At 35.5% G+C, this 22313-nt stretch carries 18 protein-coding genes and 1 tRNA gene; 10 read left to right on the plus strand and 9 right to left on the minus strand.

The features are described 5' to 3' along the window. Window positions 1-98: 98 nt before the first annotated feature. A complete protein-coding gene (locus AACP56_RS06300; RefSeq protein ID WP_339336956.1) occupies window positions 99-566 on the plus strand; it encodes a hypothetical protein in 468 nt (155 codons plus the stop codon). Here the strand turns inward: AACP56_RS06300 and AACP56_RS06305 are convergent. Both AACP56_RS06305 and AACP56_RS06310 read right to left on the minus strand, forming a co-directional pair. After that, window positions 561-788: a hypothetical protein gene (locus AACP56_RS06305; protein ID WP_339336957.1), complete on the minus strand. Its 228-nt coding sequence runs from the start codon at window positions 786-788 to the stop codon at window positions 561-563. The two genes, AACP56_RS06300 and AACP56_RS06305, sit on opposite strands and share 6 nt — an antisense overlap. Before the next feature lie 167 nt (window positions 789-955). Continuing rightward, window positions 956-1028: transfer RNA gene (locus AACP56_RS06310), tRNA-Phe, on the minus strand. A 107-nt stretch (window positions 1029-1135) separates the two neighbouring features. On the opposite strand from AACP56_RS06310, the gene AACP56_RS06315 reads away from it, so the two are divergent. The 6 genes from AACP56_RS06315 to AACP56_RS06340 all read left to right on the plus strand — a co-directional run bounded on the left by AACP56_RS06315 (window position 1136) and on the right by AACP56_RS06340 (window position 8941). Further along, window positions 1136-1861, plus strand: coding sequence for a type III pantothenate kinase (locus tag AACP56_RS06315; protein WP_339336958.1), 726 nt, complete (start codon window positions 1136-1138; stop codon window positions 1859-1861). Beyond that, window positions 1862-3127, plus strand: coding sequence for a hypothetical protein (locus AACP56_RS06320; protein WP_339336959.1), 1266 nt, complete (start codon window positions 1862-1864; stop codon window positions 3125-3127). Between the two features lie 102 nt (window positions 3128-3229). Next, a complete protein-coding gene (locus tag AACP56_RS06325) occupies window positions 3230-4606 on the plus strand; it encodes a tetratricopeptide repeat protein (RefSeq protein ID WP_339336960.1) in 1377 nt (458 codons plus the stop codon). A 2-nt stretch (window positions 4607-4608) separates the two neighbouring features. After that, entirely contained in the window at window positions 4609-5211 is a 603-nt protein-coding gene (lptC, locus tag AACP56_RS06330; protein WP_339336961.1) for an LPS export ABC transporter periplasmic protein LptC, read from the plus strand. A gap of 207 nt (window positions 5212-5418) precedes the next feature. Further along, window positions 5419-6708, plus strand: coding sequence for a hemolysin family protein (locus tag AACP56_RS06335; protein WP_339336962.1), 1290 nt, complete (start codon window positions 5419-5421; stop codon window positions 6706-6708). A 109-nt stretch (window positions 6709-6817) separates the two neighbouring features. Then, window positions 6818-8941 (plus strand): peptidylprolyl isomerase, encoded by a 2124-nt coding sequence (locus AACP56_RS06340; protein WP_339336963.1) that lies wholly within the window; start codon window positions 6818-6820, stop codon window positions 8939-8941. Window positions 8942-8975: 34 nt separating this feature from the next. Here AACP56_RS06340 and AACP56_RS06345 read toward each other — a convergent pair whose 3' ends face one another. Both AACP56_RS06345 and AACP56_RS06350 read right to left on the minus strand, forming a co-directional pair. After that, complete coding sequence (locus tag AACP56_RS06345; RefSeq protein ID WP_339336964.1) at window positions 8976-9884, minus strand: GYDIA family GHMP kinase; 909 nt, start codon at window positions 9882-9884, stop codon at window positions 8976-8978. Continuing rightward, entirely contained in the window at window positions 9884-11194 is a 1311-nt protein-coding gene (locus AACP56_RS06350; protein ID WP_339336965.1) for a hydroxymethylglutaryl-CoA reductase, degradative, read from the minus strand. The genes AACP56_RS06345 and AACP56_RS06350 overlap by 1 nt, the downstream gene beginning before the upstream one ends. Window positions 11195-11327: 133 nt before the next feature. Between AACP56_RS06350 and AACP56_RS06355 the strand changes: the two genes are divergently transcribed. Both AACP56_RS06355 and AACP56_RS06360 read left to right on the plus strand, forming a co-directional pair. Beyond that, on the plus strand, window positions 11328-13541 hold the full coding sequence (locus tag AACP56_RS06355) for a S9 family peptidase (protein WP_339336966.1): 2214 nt from the start codon (window positions 11328-11330) through the stop codon (window positions 13539-13541). 30 nt (window positions 13542-13571) lie between these two features. Continuing rightward, a complete protein-coding gene (locus AACP56_RS06360) occupies window positions 13572-15074 on the plus strand; it encodes a peptide MFS transporter (RefSeq protein ID WP_339336967.1) in 1503 nt (500 codons plus the stop codon). A 16-nt stretch (window positions 15075-15090) separates the two neighbouring features. Here the strand turns inward: AACP56_RS06360 and AACP56_RS06365 are convergent, their stop codons facing one another. The 5 genes from AACP56_RS06365 to surE are packed head-to-tail and all read right to left on the minus strand — an operon-like array spanning window position 15091 to window position 19844. Then, window positions 15091-17103 carry a ComEC/Rec2 family competence protein gene (locus AACP56_RS06365; RefSeq protein WP_339336968.1) on the minus strand — a complete coding sequence of 671 codons (2013 nt, stop codon included), beginning with the start codon at window positions 17101-17103 and terminating at the stop codon, window positions 15091-15093. Next, window positions 17104-17646 carry a C40 family peptidase gene (locus AACP56_RS06370; RefSeq protein ID WP_339336969.1) on the minus strand — a complete coding sequence of 181 codons (543 nt, stop codon included), beginning with the start codon at window positions 17644-17646 and terminating at the stop codon, window positions 17104-17106. Window positions 17647-17678: 32 nt separating this feature from the next. Next, window positions 17679-18788, minus strand: coding sequence for a lipid-A-disaccharide synthase (gene lpxB, locus AACP56_RS06375; RefSeq protein ID WP_339336970.1), 1110 nt, complete (start codon window positions 18786-18788; stop codon window positions 17679-17681). Between the two features lies 1 nt (window position 18789). Further along, complete coding sequence (locus AACP56_RS06380) at window positions 18790-19071, minus strand: hypothetical protein (protein WP_339336971.1); 282 nt, start codon at window positions 19069-19071, stop codon at window positions 18790-18792. Beyond that, window positions 19071-19844 carry a 5'/3'-nucleotidase SurE gene (gene surE, locus AACP56_RS06385; RefSeq protein ID WP_339336972.1) on the minus strand — a complete coding sequence of 258 codons (774 nt, stop codon included), beginning with the start codon at window positions 19842-19844 and terminating at the stop codon, window positions 19071-19073. The genes AACP56_RS06380 and surE overlap by 1 nt, the downstream gene beginning before the upstream one ends. 195 nt (window positions 19845-20039) lie before the next feature. Here surE and AACP56_RS06390 point away from each other — a divergent pair, with 195 nt between their 5' ends. After that, a complete protein-coding gene (locus tag AACP56_RS06390) occupies window positions 20040-22232 on the plus strand; it encodes a carboxy terminal-processing peptidase (RefSeq protein WP_339336973.1) in 2193 nt (730 codons plus the stop codon). Window positions 22233-22313 lie beyond the last annotated feature (81 nt).

The raw sequence follows: 22313 nt of genomic DNA on the forward strand, positions 1-22313 counted from the left end.
GGGAAAAAATAGTGCTTCTATGTGCTTAGCGGCAAGTATTATATAATCGGTAGTATAAATGCTGTAAATGGTTTAAAAGCGGCTTATCTTATTTTGAAATGAATTTTAAAGAAATAGACCAAAGTGTTTCTAAGCACATGCGAAGTTTGGGTATCCCAGCTGTTCGCATATCTTTTGCTATTATTTTTTTCTGGTTTGGAATTTTAAAACCGTTTGGATTGTCCGCAGCGGAACCATTACTTAAAAAGACAGTAGCATGGCTGCCCTTTGGAACTCCAGATTCATGGTTGGCAATTATTGGTTGGTGGGAAGTAATTATAGGTCTATCATTTCTTTTTAAAAGAACAACAAAAATTGCAATTGCACTACTATTTCTTCAAATGATAGGAACTTTTATGCCTTTAGTATTTTTATCAGAAATCACGTTTCAGGACAACAACTATTTGCTGCCCACGATAGAGGGGCAATACATCATTAAAAATGTTATGATAATTTCTGCCGCATTGGTGGTCGGTGGAAAGTTCTATAAGAGGATAGGAGCAAAAAAAGGGCCTGAAAGACTATGAAAGGGGATTACCTTTTAAACGTTTCTCAATTTTTTTCTTTTTCTCTGTAATACGCTTCATCACATCCATTAAATCGGAATCCTGCGTTTCTTTATAAACTTCGTTAATAGAAAGTATAAGTGCTTTTGCTTCCCTAGAAGCTGCAACACGATCACTGGTAGACATGTGACTTAAGGTTCTATTTACAAATTCATCTGCTTTTTCAAGTAAGTCTTTAATCATTTTTGTTTTAAAATTATGTGGTAATCTATAAAAAAAAGCTAAGGTTACCATATTTTGTTCTGATAGAAGCATCAGGTTTTCATATTTATAAAAACTTTAAGATTTTAATAATGCTCCTAAACCAAACTTTAATAATCAAAAAACCCCGAAATCTTCGGGGTTTTTTGTGGTACCTCCAGGAATCGAACCAGGGACACACGGATTTTCAGTCCGTTGCTCTACCAACTGAGCTAAGGTACCTTTATGCCCTTAATAAGGGGCTGCAAATATAATTTCAAATTTATGATATCCAAACAAAAAGTTTAAAAAAACCCTTTCCTTTTTTTACAAATCCACATCTTTGTAGTATGAATCTGGTCGTAGACATTGGAAATACTCGTATAAAGTTTGCCATTTTTGAAAATAAACGGCTGGTGATTGATGAAAAAACAGAATCTGGAATTTTTTTATCAAAGATTAAGGAGCTCTTCGAAGCTTTTCCTAAAATAGATAATGCCATCATATCTTCAGTAAAAACTTTGGATAAAGAAGTGGAGATACTTTCGCTCTTTTGTAAAGTCCATGTGCTATCACATCAATCAAAAACCCCGTTTAAGAATAGTTATGCATCTCCGCAAACCTTAGGCGTAGACCGCATAGCAGTAGTCACGGCGGCTTTTTATAACTATTCGCGTAAAAATGCTTTAATTATAGACGCGGGCACTTGTATTACTTATGATATGGTAAATGACTATGGCGAATATTTGGGAGGTGCAATTTCTCCTGGTTTAACAATGCGTTATAAGGCTATGCATAATCAAACAAATGGCTTGCCATTACTACAACCAAATGATATAATTGATTTTATAGGAAATACTACCGAAAGTAGTATGCATAGCGGAGTTATTAACGGACTTGTTAATGAAGTTGATGGTGTAATAGACCAATATAAACTACGCTTTAAAGATTTAACAGTTATTTTAACAGGCGGCGACGCTCATTTTTTTGGTAAACGGCTAAAAAATTCCATATTTGCGAATTCTAAATTTCTGTTGGAGGGGTTAAATTACCTGCTGGAATACAATAAAAGCTAGATGATTAAGAATTTTTTGATTTCATGCATATGCCTTATTTCTTTTGGTATTTATGCGCAGAATGGAACTGTTTCTCCTTATTCATATTTTGGTATTGGTGATGCTCGTTCAAATGGGACTGTTGAGAACCAGATGATGGGAGGTCTACAGATGTATGGCGATAGCATACATATTAATCTTAGGAATCCGGCGGCATATTCCAAACTTGCATTGACTACTTACACTGCGGGTATTTCCAATACTACGCTGCGCCTAAAAGATTTTCAGGAACAACAGAATACTTCGGTAACTAACTTGGATTATCTGGCTATTGGGTTTCCCATTGCAAATAAAGTAGGTTTGGGGTTTGGATTAATGCCCTATTCATCGGTCGGCTATAATTTGACTTCGGTGTCTGAAAATACTTCCCAAGGTACTATTACCAATGCGTTTTCGGGCGAAGGAGGTTTAAATAGAATATATCTTTCTGTTGGTTTTGAACCTGTCAAAAATCTAAGTCTTGGAGTTACCGTAAATTATAATTTTGGAACCTTGCAATACCGTCGTATTCAAAGCATAGAAAATGTACAATTTGGAACCTTGGACGACAGGGAATCACGAGTCAATGGATTTGATTTTAATTATGCAGCCAACTATCAGAAAAAAGTAGGTGAAAAATATACATTCTTTGCACATGCCGGAGTGGATACACAGATAAACTTGGTATCAAAGAATACGGAAAGAATCGGCTCTTTTTCAACCACAAATGGTCAAGAGATTGAAGTAATAGATGTAAACTTGGATGCTCAAAACCTTAGAAATACAGAATTAAAAATACCTACTAATGCGACTCTAGGTTTAGGTTTTGGGGAAGAAAGAAAATGGTTTTTAGGGGCAGAATATAGTCTTCAGCAGTTGAGCTCATTTGAAAATTCATTTTTAAGGATAGATAATGTTAGTTATAATGACGCCAGTACTATGGCATTTGGAGGGTACTTTGTTCCAAATTACACTTCATTCAATAACTATTTTAACAGAATAACCTATAGGGCCGGTCTACGCTATGAACAAACAGGAATGGTTGTTAACAATAAGGAGATAAACAACTTTGGCATAACTTTTGGATTTGGTCTACCGTTAGGAAATAATTTTTCTAATTTAAACCTTGGTTTTGAGCTTGGCAGAAGAGGTACCACGGATGCCGGTTTAATAGAAGAAAGCTACTTTAAAGTTAATGTTGGACTTTCCTTAAACGACAAATGGTTTATTAAAAGAAAGATAAACTAACGCAGTGTTTTTTTTAAAATTCATAAATATTGTTTGATAAACAACGAGTTAAGAAAAACATTTTATAAAAATTTGTACATTAACCACTTTAAAAACATAAAAATGAAGACGAAACTCTACTTAACGATGATAGCGATACTTATGACGATGGGATTAAGTATGGCACAAGCACAAAATCCAGAATGCATGACCAATCTGTCAATTTATGCAGAACATGCTAAAGTAAAAAATTATGATGCGGCTTACGAGCCTTGGAAAAAGACCTATGAGGCTTGTCCAGACATTAACAAAGCTAATTTTTCACTTGGGGAGAAAATTTTGAAGCATAAGATTAAGAATTCATCTGGTGGGGATAAAGATGGTTTTACCCAAGATTTGTTGTCCTTGTACGATGATAGCAACAAATATTTTCCTACAAAGTATACAAAAGTAAGTGTGCTGGAAAAGAAAATTGTCTTCCTTAGTGACAATGATATGGCTTCTGACCAGCAGTTTTATGATATGATAAAACCAGATTTTGAAGCTAACTTAAAAAGCTTTAAAAATGCAAAAGTACTTTATATCTATTTCTCTAGTCTAGTTGACTTGCACAAAGCAGGCTCTAAAGACCTTCAAGAAGTATTTGATGTATATGATGAAGTAAATACTCAAATGGAGGTTATAAATAAAGGGTATACGGATAAAATTAATGGATACCTTCAAAAAGAAGAAGGTGGTGCTACCTTAACTAAGAAAGAGAGCAATAGACTACGAATCTATTCTCGTAACTCTGAGGTTTTAGGAAAAGTTTCTGGAAGTATTGATAGTAAGCTGGGAGCTTTGGCAGACTGTGAAAACTTAATTCCATTATACCAAAAGAGTTTTGATAGTAAAAAGGATGACATTAAATGGGTAAAAAGAGCCGTTGGAAGAATGTACAACAAGGAATGTACAGATGACCCAATGTTCCAAAAGTTGTTTGAACAACAGCTGGCGATGGACCCTTCTGCGGATGCTTATTTTTATTCTGGAGTTTTAAAGTCTAAATCTGGCGATTCCAATGGTGCTGTTGCAGATTTTAATAAAGCAGTTGAGCTAGAATCTGATAGCAATAGAAAATCAAACATCTTATACAAGATTGCTGGTATGATGAAAAAAAGAGGGAGCAAGTCGCAGTCAAGAACCTATGCGCAGAAAGCGATCAATGAAAACCCATCTAAGGGTAATGCATACTTATTGATTGCAGGATTATATGCAAGTAGTGCCAATTCATGCGGAACAACAGCTTTTGAAAAAAGAGCTATTTACTGGAAGGCTGCAGCTATGGCAGATAAAGCGGCTAGAGTAGATCCATCTATTAGTGGTAGAGCTAGACAAGCTGCTGCCTCATATAGAGCTAAGGCTCCAGACAAAACCATGATATTCAATGCTAACATGGCTGGTAAAACGGTAACTTTTAATTGTTGGGTTGGTGGTAGTGTTAAAGTGCCAAATCTATAAGAGTGATAAAATTCTTTAAAAAAGTATTAGGATTAATTGCCACGGTTTTTACCGTGGCAATCCTTTTTATATCGTGTCAGGATAATTACAAAAGGGTTGGGGAAGAAGCAGCTACTAATATTTTTCCAGAGGGTGTTGCCAAGAATTTTACCTTGACCTATTCTGAAACCATTAAAGAATTAAATAACCAAGATTCTTCTGCATCAAGGGTTATTGCAGTTTTAAAAAGTCCCTTGAATGAGAATTATGATAATCTTAGCTTTAAACATCAAATATTCCCAGAAGGATTGCAGGTAGACTTTTATGATGACAAGAGTCAAAAGAGTGTTATAAAAGCTGATTATGGTATTGTGTATTCTGATACAAATATGATAGATTTACAGGGAAACGTGGTAATTGAAAGTCATGATGGCAAAAAATTAGAAACGTCTCAGCTTTATTGGAACAGAAAAGATAATTGGATTTTTACTGAAGAGACCTTCACATATACTAACCCAGAAGATGGGACAGTAATGGATGGAGAGGGAATGGACTTTAACCGTGATTTCACTTTTTTTAATGCACACAAAACCTATGGTCTTATGACCATTTCTGAAGAAGAATAAGATGATCAAAATTTTAAGATATACAGAATACCTTTATATAATCGTTAGTGCTTTTTCTATCTATAGAATTTTCACAGACTGGAATACAGATAGGAACATGGCTTATTTTTTTATTTTTTTTGCGGTAGTTTCCATGGCAATGTTCTTTTTTAGAAGAAATTATCGAAAGAAATTTGAAGCACGCAAACGTGAAAATCAAAACTAAGTTTGAATACCTCAATTCTTATTATAGTTACTTCATTATTATTCTCAGCCTTTTTTTCTGGGATGGAAATAGCGTTTATTTCCGCTAATAGGATTCACATTGAAATTGAAAAGAAACAAGAAGGTTTTTTAGCAAAAGTATTGACCTGGCTAACTACCAAACCTTCTAAGTTTATTGCCACCATGTTAATTGGTAATAATATTGCTTTAGTGATTTATGGGTTTTTCATGGGTGACCTTCTAATGGAGTGGTTTCAAACATTTTTACCGTCTTCATCAAATTTTATAAATCTTTTATTTGTTGACTTTAGTTTACTATCGCAAACAATCATTTCTACCTTGATTATTTTGTTGACCGCAGAGTTTTTACCCAAAGTTTTGTTTCAGATATATTCCAATACCTTACTTAAAGTATTGGCAGTACCTGCTTATATCTTTTACTTACTTTTTTGTTGGATCTCTTGGTTTGTGATAAAGGTTTCAGACTTTATTTTAAAATCTTTTTTCAGAACTGATGGTGATGAGGTGCAATTGGCATTTACCAAATTGGAATTGGGAGATTACATTACGGAACAGATGGAATCTGTAGAAGAAGAAGACATTATCGATTCAGAAATACAATTGTTTCAAAATGCGTTGGAGTTTTCAGAGGTAAAGGCAAGGGAAGTCATGGTCCCAAGAACTGAAATTATGGCGGTAGAATTACATGAGTCCCCAAAGACCCTAAAGAAACTATTTACGGAAACCGGTTATTCTAAAATTTTGGTCTATAAAGAGTCAATCGATGAAATTATAGGATATGTGCATTCCTATGAGCTCTTTAAAAAGCCAAAAACGATTAAAAGTATTTTATTGCCAGTTGAGTTTGTACCAGAAACCATGTTGATTCATGAAATTCTCAATGTGTTAACCAAGCGCAGGAAAAGTATTGCCGTAGTGTTAGATGAATATGGAGGTACTTCCGGAATAATAACTGTAGAAGATATTGTGGAAGAACTTTTTGGAGAGATTGAAGATGAACATGATTCCACAGACTTACTGGAAGAACAATTAGATGAAACAACGTATAAGTTTTCTGCACGGATGGAAGTGGATCATATAAACGAAAATTATAAGTTGGAGCTTCCAGAAAGTGAAGAATATGAAACCTTGGGAGGCTTAATAATGAATGAAACGGGTGAAATCCCCGAACAAAACGCAGAAGTAAAGATTGAAAATTTTCTTTTCACTATCCTTGAAGTATCCAATACCAAAATTGATTTGGTAAGTGTGAAGGTTTTAAGTGAGGAGTAATTATTTTCAAGGCGTGATACCCAAGCTTTTATCCACTATTTTTTAGCTTTCTTTTTTGAAAAGAAAATGGTATTTTCGCCCACTAATTTGAAAGAAAAGAAGCAGAAAGATGGCAATTTTAGGAAATATAAGAAAACGAACAACGGTGCTAATTTTAATTATTGGTCTAGCATTGTTCGCATTTGTAATATCAGGTATTTTTACAGCCGATGGCGGTGGGGCAAAAATAGGTTCTTCGGTAGCTGAAATAAACGGTAAAGATTTATCCATTGACGAGTTTAGGCAAAAAGTGGAGCAAGCTTCAAGACGTTATGGAGCTAATTTTTCTTCAACACAATTGGTTAATACCGTATATGACCAAGAAATACGAAATACAATTTTAAATCAGCAATTTGAAGATTTAGGAATTGATATTGAGAGTGATCAAATTGTTGAGTTCGTAAAAACTTCAGGATATGCACAGATTCCAGATTTTCAAGATGAAAACGGAATTTTTAATGCCGAAATTTTCAAAAGTGCCATAGCTGACTGGAAAGTAAACGACCCTCTTAGATACGATGCGTGGTTACAAGATGAAAAAAATATCATGCAAGCGGCAAAAGAACAGCTGTACTTTAATTTGGTAAAGGCAGGTGCTGGAGCAACCCTCAACGAAGGGGAGTTTGATTATAACTTGACCAATAATAAAGTTGATGTGCAATATGTAAGGGTTCCTTACTCCTCTATTGCAGATAGTACCATCCAAGTTTCCAAGAATGAGATTGAGGCATATGTAAACGAGCACAAAGAAGACTATAAGCAGGATAAGGCTAGAGATATTCGTTTTGTGTTTTTTGAGGAAAAACCTTCGTTAGAAGATGAGACAGCAGTGAAAGATGGTATTGTTTCTTTGTTGGATGAGACAATAGAGTATAATTCTTCTACAGACCAAAATGATACAATTTCTGGGTTTAGAAATACAGCTGATATGGCTGCTTTTTTAGATCGCAATTCAGATTCTAAGTATGATACGATTTTTAGGGCTAAAAAAGAACTTCCTGCTGTCGCCGCAGACTCTTTAATGGCTTTAAAAGTAGGTGAAATATATGGGCCTTACAGAGATGGTGATTTCTTTAAAATGTCCAAGATGATGGAGAAAAAACCAAATGGTTCTGTAAAGTCAAGTCACATCCTTATTGCATATGAAGGTGCGGAACGTGCTGTTGGCGTTACAAGAACTAAAGAAGAAGCAGAAGAAGAAGCAAAGAGAATGTTAACAGAAGCCAGAAAACCTGATGCAAATTTTGCAAATCTTGCCAGAGAAAACTCTGATGATCCTACAGCTGCACAGCGAGCTGGGGATATAGGTTATTTTATGGAATCTAATTTGGGATTAGCAGAGAATTATAGAAAATTTCTATTTGCAAATGATTTGGGAGAAATAGGATTAGTTGAAACTCCTTTTGGGTTTCATATTATTAAAATTGATGATAAAGAAGATATAGTAAAAATAGCTACCCTTTCCAGAGAAGTGGAATCTTCTGAGAAAACCGTAAATTCCTTATTTACTGAAGCCACTAAATTTGAAATGGCCTCTATCGATGCAGAAGCCAATCAGTTTTCAGATATCGCTAAGGAAAGTGAGTTTACCGTACGACCGGTAAATAAAATCAAAGAGATGGATGAGAATCTTCCTGGATTGGGTTCTCAGAGAGCTGTGGTGCAATGGGCATTTAATGATGACACTAAAGTAGGGAGCATTAAGAGATTTGATTTAACAAATGGTTATGCCGTAGTACAGCTTACTAAAAAGTACAAAGAAGGATTAATGGCTTCTGAAGATGCATCGGCAACAGCATTGCCAAAAATTAGAAAAGAGCGTAAAGCAGCTCAGATTATTGCAGCTAACAAGGGTAAATCCCTAGAGGATTTAGCATCTGCAAATAACGTTACAGTCTCTACTGCTTCTGCCTTAACAATGAAATCACCCACCATCCCTGGAGCTGGACGTGAACCTTTGGTTGTTGGAAGTGCGTTTACATTGGAAGAAGGAGCTTCTTCTGACTTATTGAAAGGAGAAACCGGAGTGTTTATGGTAAAAGTAACCAAGAAAACACCAGCTGCCGAAATTCAAAACTTTAGTACCTATGCAAAGACATTGAGTACTTCAAATACAAATCGTGTAAACAGTGCGGTTTATAATGCATTAAAAGAAGGTGCGGACATAGAAGATAAAAGGGCAACTTTTTATTAATGGTTATTTTGTCATTTCCACTTAGGTGGAAATCTTAAAGGACCATTTCTTTAAAACTTAAAATAGTTTCAAAACCCTTGGATTTAAAATATTCAGGGGTTTTTTCGTTTCCAATGGCCATTGCAAAGTCTCCTCCCCAAGCCCCGAGACTTTTTACTGTACCAAAGTAATCTGAAAAGAGTTTCTCTTTTATTGTGGGAATTTCTAGTATTTTGGATAACAATGCTTCATGGGCTTCAACTAAATATCCAAACTCCTCTATGGATTGTTTGGAGGCCATTTTAATACTGATTTCATTAATCTTTGAGATGAATTCTTTACGATTAAAAATCTTGCTTCTATAGTTAGTAATTGCTTTTTTACTGCTCTGTTTTTGGTTGAGGTAAACAAAGTAAATAACATCTTTAAACTCAGGTTGAAAATTGATTTGTTCTACTTTTGGAAGGTTATTTTTAATATGGTATAAGATAGGGCTATCATTTTGAGCACAAGATATATCGTAACCACTACCGCCAAAAGAATTCCAAAGCAGTTGATGTGCATCAACTGCTGCCCATTGAGCAATATTATTTATCAAAGTAGAAGATGTTCCAAGACCCCATTCCCTGGGAAAAGTAAGTTGGGTTTCTATTTCAAGACCAAGTTTGGAATCCAAAAAATTGGGATTTAGCTTTTTGGCCTCAAGAAGTATTTGTTGCAGGGTTTTTACTATTTGGTCATCCGAGCTTTTTTCTATAACTAGATTCTTTGGTTGTAATTCGGCGGTAAACCAAACTTGGCCATCTACATCTAAACTTTTCCACGAAATAAACTCTTTCTGGGTCGGTGCAGTAATTAATGATTGTCCAAATTTTGTAGGTACGGCTAAACCCTTTGCACCATCTAGAATGGCGTATTCACCAGATATCAATAATTTACCATTGCTGTAAAACTCTTGTTGCATTAGCCTCTAATCTCTTCCAAAGCTTCTTTTACAGAAGCATTGTTAACGGTTTTGTCTTTAAAATAGGCTATTAGTTTTGTCTTTTCGTTTCCATCTGCTCCTAATTGGTTTAAAATATTCATAAGATGCATTTTCATGTGCCCTTTTTGAATCCCTGTAGTTACTAAAGACCGCAATGCAGCAAAGTTTTGTGCCAATCCAGCTACGGCAACTATTTGCATCAATTCTTTTGCAGCTGGTTTTTGGAGTATTTCTAATGCAATTTTTACCATTGGGTGTAGGGATGTCAAGCCGCCAACAGTTCCCAATGCAAGTGGGACATCGATCCAAAATCTGAATACGCCATTATTAATTTCAGCATGAGTCAAACTGGAATAACTACCATCTTTTGATGCATACGCATGGACTCCAGCTTCTATTGCTCTAAAATCATTTCCTGTTGCTAGAATAACGGCATCGATACCATTCATTATTCCCTTGTTGTGGGTGACAGCTCTATAAGGTTCTGTTTTGGCAATCGCTACTGCTTGTAAAATTTTTTCTGCAAACTTTTTGGAAACAGAAGTATCGCTCATTTCCTCACTTACAGGACAACTTACTTCTGCTCTCACTAAGCAATTGGGGACATAGTTGCTTAGAATGCTCATTACAATTTCAATGTTCTCATCATCAGAAAAAATCGAGGAACTATCTGCTTGCACTTCTAAAGTTTTTGCAAATTGTTCCAAACAAGAGTTGATGAAATTGGCTCCCATGGCATCCAAGGTTTCAAAAGTACAGTGTAATTGATAGTATCCGCTTAACTTATCACTTAAGTTCCTTAATTCTATTGCATTAACACCGCCTCCACGTTTTTCCATACTTTGAGTGATGGATTTGGAATCTTCCAATAATTTTGGCTTTACTTCTTTGAAAAAGACTTCAAGTTTTGTTACATCACCACGATATATGAAATGGACTTGTCCCACTTTTTCAGTCCCCAGTATAGTCGTCTTAAAACCACCTTTGTCCAACCAAAATTTTGCTGATTTGCTTGCTGCGGCTACCACAGAACTTTCTTCTATGACCATTGGGATGGCATATAAGCTATCATTGATTAAGAAATTGGGAGCTATGCCAAAAGGTAAATAATAATTGGAAAGTGTATTTTCTATGAACTCATCGTGAAGTCGCTGAACTTTGGGGTCATTATTCCAATATTTGGTCAATATGTTTTTTGTTTCCTCATAATTATTGGTATAATTCTTAGCTACCCAATCAATTTTTTCTTCCTTGGTAAATCGTGAAAATCCCTCTACTGGAGTCTGCATAGTAAAAGTTAAATTTCAAAGATAGTGGATTAGGGTTTGTGGTCTGATTCTTGCTGCATAATTGTGATTCAAAGTTTACTTTTTCGATAAATTATTAGTAAACTTGATGGTTTTTAAACATTTTTTCAAAAACATGAGAAAACTCAATTATCTACTTACATTTTTCATAATAATAACAACAAATTCTTTTGCTCAGAAAAAACAAATTTCATTAGAAGAAATCTGGGGCAGGGCATTTAGAACTGAAGGTTTGGATGTACTACGTTCTATGAACAATGGAACACAATACACAGTACTAAACTTTGATAGGAGTACTGGAATACGCAGTATTGATAAATATGATTACGCGACTCAGCAAAAAGTAGGCACTATTGTTTCCTCTTCTGATGGAATACCCCTTTTCAGTTCTTATGAATTTAGTGATGATGAGTCCAAACTAATTTTGGCCACTTTGGTTGAACCTATTTTTAGGCGTTCAAGGCTGGGGGTTTATTATGTTTACGATATTGCCACTAAATCTTTGGTCAAAATCTCGGAGGAAAAAATTCAAGAGCCAGAACTTTCACCAGACGGTTCTAAAGTTGCATATGTTTATGAAAACAATATCTATGTAAAAGACTTGAAGTCAGATACTATAAGACAGTTAACTACTGATGGAAAAAAAGGTAATATCATTAACGGGGTCACAGACTGGGTTTATGAGGAAGAGTTTGCCTTTGTACAAGCCTATGAATGGAACAGTAATGGAACTAAAATTGCTTTTTTAAGGTTCGATGAAACTAATGTTCCCAATTTTTCAATGGATGTTTATGGACAGAACTTGTACCAGACCCAAAATCAGTTCAAATACCCCAAGGCTGGTGAGGATAATGCTTTGGTGAGTCTTCATATGTATGATATGGCTAAAGAGAAAGTTTCAACAGTAGACCTTGGCGATGCCTATTACATTCCAAGAATTATGTGGATGAACAATCCAAACTATTTAAGTGTACAAACCATAAATAGGCATCAAAACCATTTGAAATTACATGAAGTTAATGCTAAGGATAATTCAACTTCTATCCTTTTGGAAGAAAAAGATGATGCTTATGTGGATATTCATGATAACCTCACTTTTTTGGCTGATGACAGTTTTATCTGGACAAGTGAAAAAGATGGGTATAATCATATCTACTTACACAATGAAGATGGTAAACAGATGAATCAGATTACCAAAGGACCTTGGGAGGTGACTAAGTATTATGGTTATGATCAAGACGAAGATAGGGTTTACTACCAATCAGTAGAAAATGGGTCCATAAATAGGGATGTGTACAGTATTTCTAGTTCCGGTAAAAACAAGAAAAGACTTAGCAATAAGGAGGGTACTAATTCAGCGGCTTTTAGTACAGACTATACGTATTTTATAAATACTTTTTCAAATGCTAATACGCCTTATGAGTATTCGTTGCACAAGGCTTTGGATGGAAAAATGGTTAAAGAGATTAAGAATAACAGTTCCTTGTTAAACAAACTTGAAGGGTATGAAATGACTCCAAAAGAGTTTTCTACTATCAATATCAATGGAAACGACTTAAATATGTGGATGATTAAACCTGCAAATTTTGACCCTAACAAAGAATATCCACTATTAATGTATCAATACAGTGGTCCTGGTTCACAATCTGTAGCTAATCGTTGGAATGGAGCTAACGATTATTGGTATCAAATGCTGGCTTCTGAAGGATATATAATCGCATGTGTGGATGGAAGAGGAACTGGACTTAAAGGGCGCGACTTTAAAAAAGTGACGCAGTTAGAACTTGGAAAATATGAAGTTGAAGATCAAATTGCTGCAGCCGATAAATTAAGTGAACTACCTTATATAGATGAGGAACGAACTGGAATTTGGGGTTGGAGTTATGGTGGTTTTATGTCTACAAACGCATTGTTAAAAGGAAATGACACTTTTGAAATGGCTATTGCAGTGGCACCGGTGACCAGCTGGCGTTTTTATGATACTATTTATACAGAGCGTTACATGCAGACACCACAGGAAAACCCCAGTGGTTATGATGAGAATTCCCCGTTTAATTATCCAGAGCTTTTAGAAGGCGATTACTTATTGGTCCATGGGTCTGGGGATGATAATGTACATGTGCAAAATTCTATGCGAATGATTGAAGCATTGATTCAGGCTGATAAAGATTTTGAATGGTCCATTTATCCAGATAAAAACCATGGAATTTATGGAGGTAACACTAGAAACCACTTGTATAAAAGGATGACCAAGTTTGCCCATGAAAAGCTTCGTGATAGGTCTAAAAAAGAGAAGCCCGAGATGAAACCAGAAGAAATTAAGGGATAATCAAAGAGATATTAACCAAACCAATTATATATGTCTGAAGTAGTGAAACCAAGCGGAGCGAAAAAGAAATTTAGTCACCCTAAAGGATTATATGTGTTATTTACCGCAGAAATGTGGGAAAGATTTAGCTATTATGGCATGCGAGCCATATTAATCTTGTTCATGACCACAGATATGGCCGCTGAAGGGTTAGGTTTAACTACAGAGACGGCCGGCGCTGTATATGGTCTTTACACAGCTTCTGTTTACTTAATGACCTTGCCAGGTGGTTGGTTGGCAGATAATATTTTTGGACAACGAAAAGCAGTTTTTTACGGTGGAGTCCTTATTATGATAGGGCATTTAGTTCTCGCAATTCCGGGTTCGCCGGCAATATTCTTTGCAGGACTAGCCTTTGTTGCATTAGGAACTGGCCTGCTAAAAGGAAATATAAGCACGCTTGTTGGAGAGCTTTATGAGAATGAAGATGGTGCCAAGCGAGATGCTGGATTTTCTATTTTCTACATGGGAATTAACTTGGGTTCATTTTTCGGACAATTATTTGTTCCGCTTTTAGCAGAATACAATTGGCATCTAGGTTTTGGGTTAGCTGCTATTGGTATGTTTTTTGGTTTAGTGGCATATAAAGTTTATGCTCCAAAGTATTTGAAAGAAATAGGGGTCGAACCTAAGGTTAAATTAATAGAAAAAACTGGAAAGTCAAATAATTCAGTCACAATAGGTATAGTTACATTTATACTGGTCTTATTGATTGCCTTACAATTCTTAGGTTATATCGATGTAACAACCGCAACCGGCATTGCACAAGCACTTGGGCTTATTATAGTGGTTATTACCATGGGGTATTTTATAAATATACTTTTTAATGGAGGTTTGAATTTGATTGAGAAGAAGAAAGTAACAGTGATTTTTATACTTTTTGTAGGTATTGCTATTTTTTGGTCTGGTTTTGAACAGGCAGCATCATCATTGAATTTATTTGCCAGGGATTTTACAGATCGTTTTATTGGAGGTTGGGAAATGCCTGCTGGTATGTTGCAATCCTTCAACTCTGGATTTATAATCATTTTTGCTCCAATTATTGGCGCACTTTGGGTGAAACTAGCTGCTAAAAACATCAATGTGCGCACTCCGTTTAAGTTTGCCATTGGGTTAATCATGCTCGGTTTAGGTTTTTGGGTAATGGTTGAAGCAGCACAGGTAGCAGCCAGCGGAGCCAAGGCAGGTATGTTTGCATTGATATTAACATACTTCTTGCATTCAATAGGAGAGTTGACTATAAGCCCAGTGGGTTTGAGTGCTACAAGTAAACTATCCCCAAAAAAATATTTAGGTCAGATGATGGGTATTTGGTTTGTTGGAGCGGCTTTAGGAAATTTAATTGCAGGATTAATAGGTGGTAATTTTGACCCAGAGAATGTGTTAGAAATGCCAAATATATTTTTAAATGTAGTTTGGGTTTCAGTTGGCGCAGGTATAATATTTTTTGCAGCCAGTCCATTTATCAAAAAATGGATGGGAGATGTAACTTAGAAAGCTTACTACAAGACTATTCAAAATAATAAGCTCCCTTTTCACCCGTATAGTGGAAAGGGAGTTTTCTTTTTATACAAGTAGCTTTCCATCTGGCGATATAGCTTTTATAGTTGCTGCCATCCGCAATCACTTTTTTGGTTGGAACACTATCTAGCAATCGCTCTAAATTTATTTTTGGCGATTGGGTCAAAACCAAATAATCCAATTGCGTTTGCTGTGGGAAGACACCTAAGCTATCCATCACATAAAGCTTTTGAGAAGTTATGGAATAATTGTTTTGTAAAGGTGAGATTGATATAGAATCAATATGTTCTCCAGTTTTATAATCTTGAAGTATCCGCTGAGAAAATTTTGAGGGAGTACCGTACACTTCAAGATGAGTAGCTTCTTGTTTTAACAGTAGTGTGTTAGCAGTTTCTTGTGCAAGGATGAGATGCTCTTTTGATATAGTCTTAGATTGATTAAATACCACCCAAGATTGAAATGCAATAACTCCAATCAATAACAAAGCAAGTCTTTTAAAATTTGGCTTGGAAAGCGTGGTTATCATGCCTAGTATGATGAAATAGCCTAAAATCAACTGAATTTTATCAAAAGGGATATTCCTAAATACAAAGCTCTCTTGTTGGGCTACAAACTCAATTACTGAGTTCATTTTTTTGATTAAAAAGTCATAAAATAAAACTAATACCTCAGGCAATAAATTCAAACTAGTGAGTAATAGCACTAAAATGCCTAGCCCCAGAATGATTCCTAAAAAGGGAATTACTACCAAATTAGATATAAAGAACAATGCTGGAAATTGATGGAAGTAAAATAGACTAACGGGCAGTACTCCCAATTGAGCAGCTATACTAACGGAAAACAACTGCCAACCTTTTTGCAAAACTATATTATTAGGATACCAAAAACGTTGTAGTTTGGGATAAATCCAGACAATTGCTATTACTGCTGCATAACTCATTTGAAAGCCTACTTGAAACAGAAAAAGGGGTTCGATAAGCAAAATAAAGAACATGGATAAAGCGATAGTATTAAAGGTATTGGTAGGCCTGTTTAAATGCATGGCATAGGCTAAAAATGTAAACATGGTTACTGCCCTCACTATTGAGGCTGATAAGCCAGCGATAAATGCAAATGCCCATAACGAACCAACAATTAGGATAAGCTTTACAGTCTTTCCTTTTGGCAATAACTCTATTGGTTTTAGTGTAAACTGAAGCAATAAGAGCAAAATCCCTATGTGGAGTCCCGAAACTGCCAATATGTGAACCGCTCCTGCATTTTTATAATTGTTGTAGGTTTCTTCAGAAATATCATTACGTTGACCTAGCAATAGTGCTTGGATAATTGCAAGTTCCTCTTTGCCAAAATGCTGTTTTTTGAGTTTTTTAATTAAACTCGCTCTAAAATTAGCAGCATATCCAAAAAATGTTCTTGATGGATTTTCAGCTAAGACATATTGCTTGTCAGAAATATTTAGTTGGTGATAAATTCGCTTTTTCTTCAAAAAATCTTGGTAGTCAAATTGATGTGGATTTAAAGGATCACCAATATTTTTAGCTTGAGCAAAAAAGATAAGTTCATCATCAACTTTAAATGAGGGACTAAGAGAATCATTGGGAAAGCTCAAAATCAGTTTGCCTAGAACCTGATTTTCATTAAGGTTTTTTGCATTTACAACGTAGCGTTTGGAAAAAGTGGAAGGTTTTAATACTTCATCAACTTTTACAATCCACTCACTCTTATTTTCTTTTAGATAATTAGAATAATGCGCTTTGTTATTTTTTGGATTCGTAATAGATACTATCAATGTCCCTATTACAACAGTTATTAATGCAGCGATTGCTCCAAAAAATGGGAAACCATTTTTAGATTGCTTTTTAAAGGTAACACCTAGTAAGAGCAATAAGGCTAACAGTACAATAAAGACTATTTGAAGTTTAGGTTCCAAATAGAAGCCTAAAACTATCCCTATAATTAAATAGAAAGTAAGTTTTATGGATATAAAGTTGAATTGACGCATTTACAATACGCGAGTGGCCTTTATAAAAGCGGAATTCCAGAAACCCTCGCGTAGTGAAGATACAATAACCCCTCTTGAGGAAGAAGAGTGTATAAACTTGATTTCATCATTATCAATTTCTACCACCAAACCAACATGATTGATTCGCTTGCTGTTCTTTCTAGTTTTAAAAAAGAGTAAATCCCCTTTTTGTACTTCACCAATTCGAATACGCTTTCCCTCATTGGCCATTTGATGAGATACCCTTGGAAAGCTGATATCATTTTCTTGCAAAGCAACATAAATAAGACCGGAACAGTCCATTCCCTTCCGGGTAGTACCCCCGAATTTGTACCGCACACCACTAAAAGTCATTGCAGACTCAATGACCATATCAGCTTTTGGGTTTGCTTCTTTTCTTTTCCTGTCTTTTTTCTTTACCACCGTTGTGGTATCGGATGATTCGACGGTAATAGTCCTGGTTTTGCTATAAGTAGTTTTTTTCTTTGCAAAACAACCAGATAATAACACTGCTAAAACTAAAATGAAGATTTTTTTATTCATCCAAGACCGAAGTTCCTTCTTGGTGTATAAAATTAAACATTTTCTACGATTAGATTGGCTGCCTTTTCACTAGCTCCTTTACCCCCTAGTCTTTTCTCAAGGATTTCGTAGTCTTTGATCATTCTGTTCCTATATTGTCCAGATACAATCTTATTAAGCTCTACTTCGAGGTTTCTAGTGGTCAATTCTCCTTGAATCAATTCTTTGACCGCTTCCTTATCCATAATGAGATTCACCAAAGAGATATAATCTAAAGTAATAATTCTTTTAGCTATTTGGTAAGAAATCCAATTGCCTTTGTAGCAAACAACCTGGGGTACTTTAAAAAGTGCTGTTTCCAAGGTGGCGGTTCCACTCGTTACCAAAGCAGCATGTGAATGCTTTAGTAGTGAGTAAGTCTGATTAGTGACAAAGCCAATATTTTCTTGGTTTAAAAAGGCGGTGTAAAATGTGTTTTCAAGGCTTGGAGCTCCAGCTATTACAAATTGATATTCTTTAAAATTATCTACTACCGATAGCATGATTAATAGCATTTTTTGGACTTCTTGTTTCCTGCTGCCAGGTAACAGGGCTATGATTGGTTTTATTTTATGTAATCCATTGTTGGCTCTAAACTCTTTTTCGTCTAGTATGGGGCTATTTTGAATGGCATCCAGTAGTGGATGCCCTACAAACTCTACCGTATAATTATGTTTGGCGTAAAAATCTTTTTCAAAAGGGAGAATAACATACATTCTATCAATATCCCTTTTTATTTTATGGATTCTACTTTCCCTAGATGCCCATATTTGCGGAGAAATGTAGTAATTGGTCTTAAAATTTTGCTCTTTTGCCCATTTCGCGATACGAAGGTTAAAGCCTGAAAAATCTATAAAAATGACTACATCTGGTTTAAATGTAGTTATGTCTTCTTTGCAGAATCTTATGTTTTTAAAAATGGCAGGTATGTTTTTAAGAACCTCTAAAAACCCCATAAAGGCCATATCCTTGTAGTGCTTTGCTAAATCACCTCCAGCTTTACGCATTAAATCGCCCCCCCAACACCTGATATTAGCAGCTGAATCCTTTTGTTTTAATGCTTTTATGAGGTTTGAACCGTGTAAATCACCTGAAGCCTCACCTGCGATGATATAGTATTTCATTTTAGAAAACCTTGTAATATAAAATTACCATTGCTGTTAAAAGTGTAGCAATCATAACCCCCCTGGCCCTGTAGTCTCTTTTTAATCGAAGAAACCCAAAAAATGCCACTAAATTTAAAATAGCTCCGAGCGCAAGTAAACTTCCAATATGCTCCTGTGCCACTGCCGCTTTAAAAGTTTCTATAATTCCTAAATCGGAAAAGAGTAGAATATATAGCAATGTACCAATAGTGTTGGCAATAATGCCTACAATAAAACCAATGATGACTTCTTTTTTCTGCATTACAAATCCCAATTATTTATATGTTGAATTGCATGATGTGCTGTTAGGTCAAACTGAGTGGGAACAACGGATACAAAACCATTATTTAACGCATGAACATCCGTATCTTCTCCTTTGTCCAATAATTCAAATTCGCCAGTAAGCCAATAATACTCTTTACCTGAAGGGCTAGAGCGCTTATCAAATTTTTCTTTCCAGTTTGCTTTTGCCTGCCTACAAATTTTAACCCCTTTTGGTGCAGCACCATCTGTCTTGGGAATATTTACATTTAGTACCGTTCCTTTTGGCATACCATTTTTTAAGGCTTCCAGCACAATTTTTTGCGCTATTTTGGCAACACCGGAAAAATCAGCGTTCCAAGAATAATCGCAAAGCGAAAATCCAATTGCTGGGATGCCTTCAATGCCAGCCTCAATGGCAGCACTCATAGTACCTGAATAAATTACATTTATGGATGAATTTGAGCCATGATTAATTCCACTTACAACAATATCTGGTCTTCTGTCTAAAATTTCCTGAAGTCCCAATTTTATACAATCCGCAGGTGTTCCACTGCAACTATATTCCAAAGGGGCATCTTTTTCAGCGTTTATTTTTACTTTTTTTGAGTACAGCGTATTGTCAATGGTAATGGCATGTCCCATGCCAGATTGTGGGCTATCTGGAGCTACTACAACAACTTCTCCTATGGCACTCATAAAACTCACAAGTGCACGTAGTCCTGGAGCAGTGATTCCATCATCATTTGTGACTAGAATCAAAGGTTTTTTCATAGGGTATAATTAATATGGTAAAAATACGTTTTTAAAAAGGATATGATATTCTAAGCGTTTAACAAAAAATTAAAACCAGGCTCAAAAACTGGCATGATTTTTTCAGTATCTTAGAGAATTAATATTGACATCAAAAGACTGCAGTGTGGCAATTTTTGCTTATGCTGGTTAAAAGACAGTCCCAAAAAACATATTATGAAGAAGAACTTTGCTTTAGGCTTTCTTATTATTCTAATAGCCGTAGCCTCATGTAGTTTTACCAATAAATCTTTTGAAAACAATGATAAGGACAAATTATTGCTCGACCTTATTACTTATGTTCTTGAGAGAGGTCATTATGAGCCTAAGGATATCAACGATAATTTTTCTGCAAACATCTATGAGGATTTTATAGATGTTATTGATCCTACAAAACGCTATTTTTTAGAGAGCGATATTCGTGAATTTGAACAATATAAGTATCAAATTGATGACCAAATTAAAAATACGGACATAACTTTCTTCAATTTGGTGTACCAAAGGTTGATGAAAAGAATGGATGAAGCTAGAGGTATTTATAAAGAAGTTCTTGAAAAACCTTTCGACTTCGATGCGCGGGAGGCAATTACCATAGATTATAAAGACCAGCCCTTTGCCAAAAACAAAAAAGAATTAAAAGAGCGTTGGAGAAAGCAATTAAAATACAACTCTCTTGGGGTTTATGACAATAAAATCAAAATAAGAAATAAAGCAATTGCTGCTGGAACAGGCAAAAGTGAAGATTTGGTTAGTGCCAATACTTCTGTTGAGCTGCCTTCAGAGCAAAAAGAATTAAAAAACCTCACAATTGCCGAGGTAGAAAAGAAATCTAGAGAAACTACACAAAATACTTTGGATGAATTCTTTGACTTTGTTGATGACTTAGACCGCAAAGATTGGTTTGTGCAATATATCAATACCATAGTAGATGAATTTGACCCCCATACTTTTTACTTTGCTCCTGATGAGAAAGATAAGTTTGATATAAGTATGTCTGGTAAGTTCGAAGGTATTGGAGCTCGATTACAGAAAAAGCCAGAAGGCGCCAAAGTTGTTGAAATTATATCTGGAGGCCCAGTTTGGAGAGAAAAAAGTTTAGAAGTTGGCGACGAAATTTTAAAAGTTGGCCAAGCTGGTGAAGAACCTATTGACATCGTTGGTATGCGCTTAGATGATGCCATAAAGTTGATAAAAGGTCCTCAAGGTACCATTGTTGACCTTACCGTAAGAAAAGTTGATGGTACAGTCGACGTTGTCTCTATCACTAGAGATGTAGTTGAATTGGAAGAATCTTATGCTAAGTCCGCGACTGTAATAAAAGACGAACGCAAGTACGGACTAATAGACCTGCCAAAATTTTACGTGGATTTTGATGATTATACCAACCGTAATGCTGCTTCTGATGTTGCGAAAGAAGTAGAACGTTTAAAGCAGGCAGGTGCGGAAGGTCTTATATTGGACTTAAGGGATAATGGAGGAGGCTCTTTAAAAACCGTTGTTGAGATGGCCGGGCTATTTATCAAAGATGGTCCAATAGTCCAAGTACGTTCTTCTGGTCAAGGCAAAGAAGTGCATGAGGATAAAGATGAGCGTATCCAATGGGATGGTCCATTGGTTATTTTGGTAAACGAACTTTCAGCCTCAGCTTCAGAAATTCTTGCAGCAGCAATGCAGGACTATAAAAGGGCAGTAGTTATTGGAAGCAAACAAACCTTTGGAAAAGGAACTGTTCAAAATGTAATTCCTTTAGATAATATTGTAAGGAGCAATGAGCATGGAGATTTGGGCGCTATAAAACTTACTACCCAAAAATTCTATCGTATTAATGGAGGTTCAACTCAATTGGAGGGTGTTAAGAGTGATATCGTTGTCCCAGACAGATATAGTTATATCGATTTAGGGGAACGTGACCAAGAAAATCCTTTGGGTTGGGATAAAATTTCACCAGCGGATTACAAAGTTTGGGAGGGCTATATCGATTATGAAAAAACCATTGCTAGAAGTAAAGCCAGAATGGAAGACAACCCCCAAATAAAACTGATAGAAGAGAATGCTAAATGGTTACGTGACCAACAAGATGAGACTACGGTTTCCTTAAATTACGATAACTACAAAAGCAGCCAAGAAAAGAATAGAGAACGTTCCAATTACTTTAAATCTTTGGCGGATTATGATTCTAAATTAACTTTTGAATCTTTAAAGTACGAACAAGAGCTATTTACCCAAGACCCTATTTTAAGGGAGAAAAGGGATAGATGGCATATAGATTTAGCTAAAGATGTTTATGTTGAAGAGGCGATTAATGTCCTTCAAGACTTAAAACTAAATGCGCTTAAACATAGCAATTCAAAATTGGCTGTAAAGGGTTAAGTTTTGGATTCATGCACATAAATGAAAGTCTGGTTTTGCCAGGCTTTTTTTGTTTATTATAATTAAAATTATTTTTGATTG

The sequence above is a fragment of the Croceitalea sp. MTPC6 genome (assembly GCF_036985525.1).
In the GTDB taxonomy this organism is placed as follows: domain Bacteria; phylum Bacteroidota; class Bacteroidia; order Flavobacteriales; family Flavobacteriaceae; genus Croceitalea.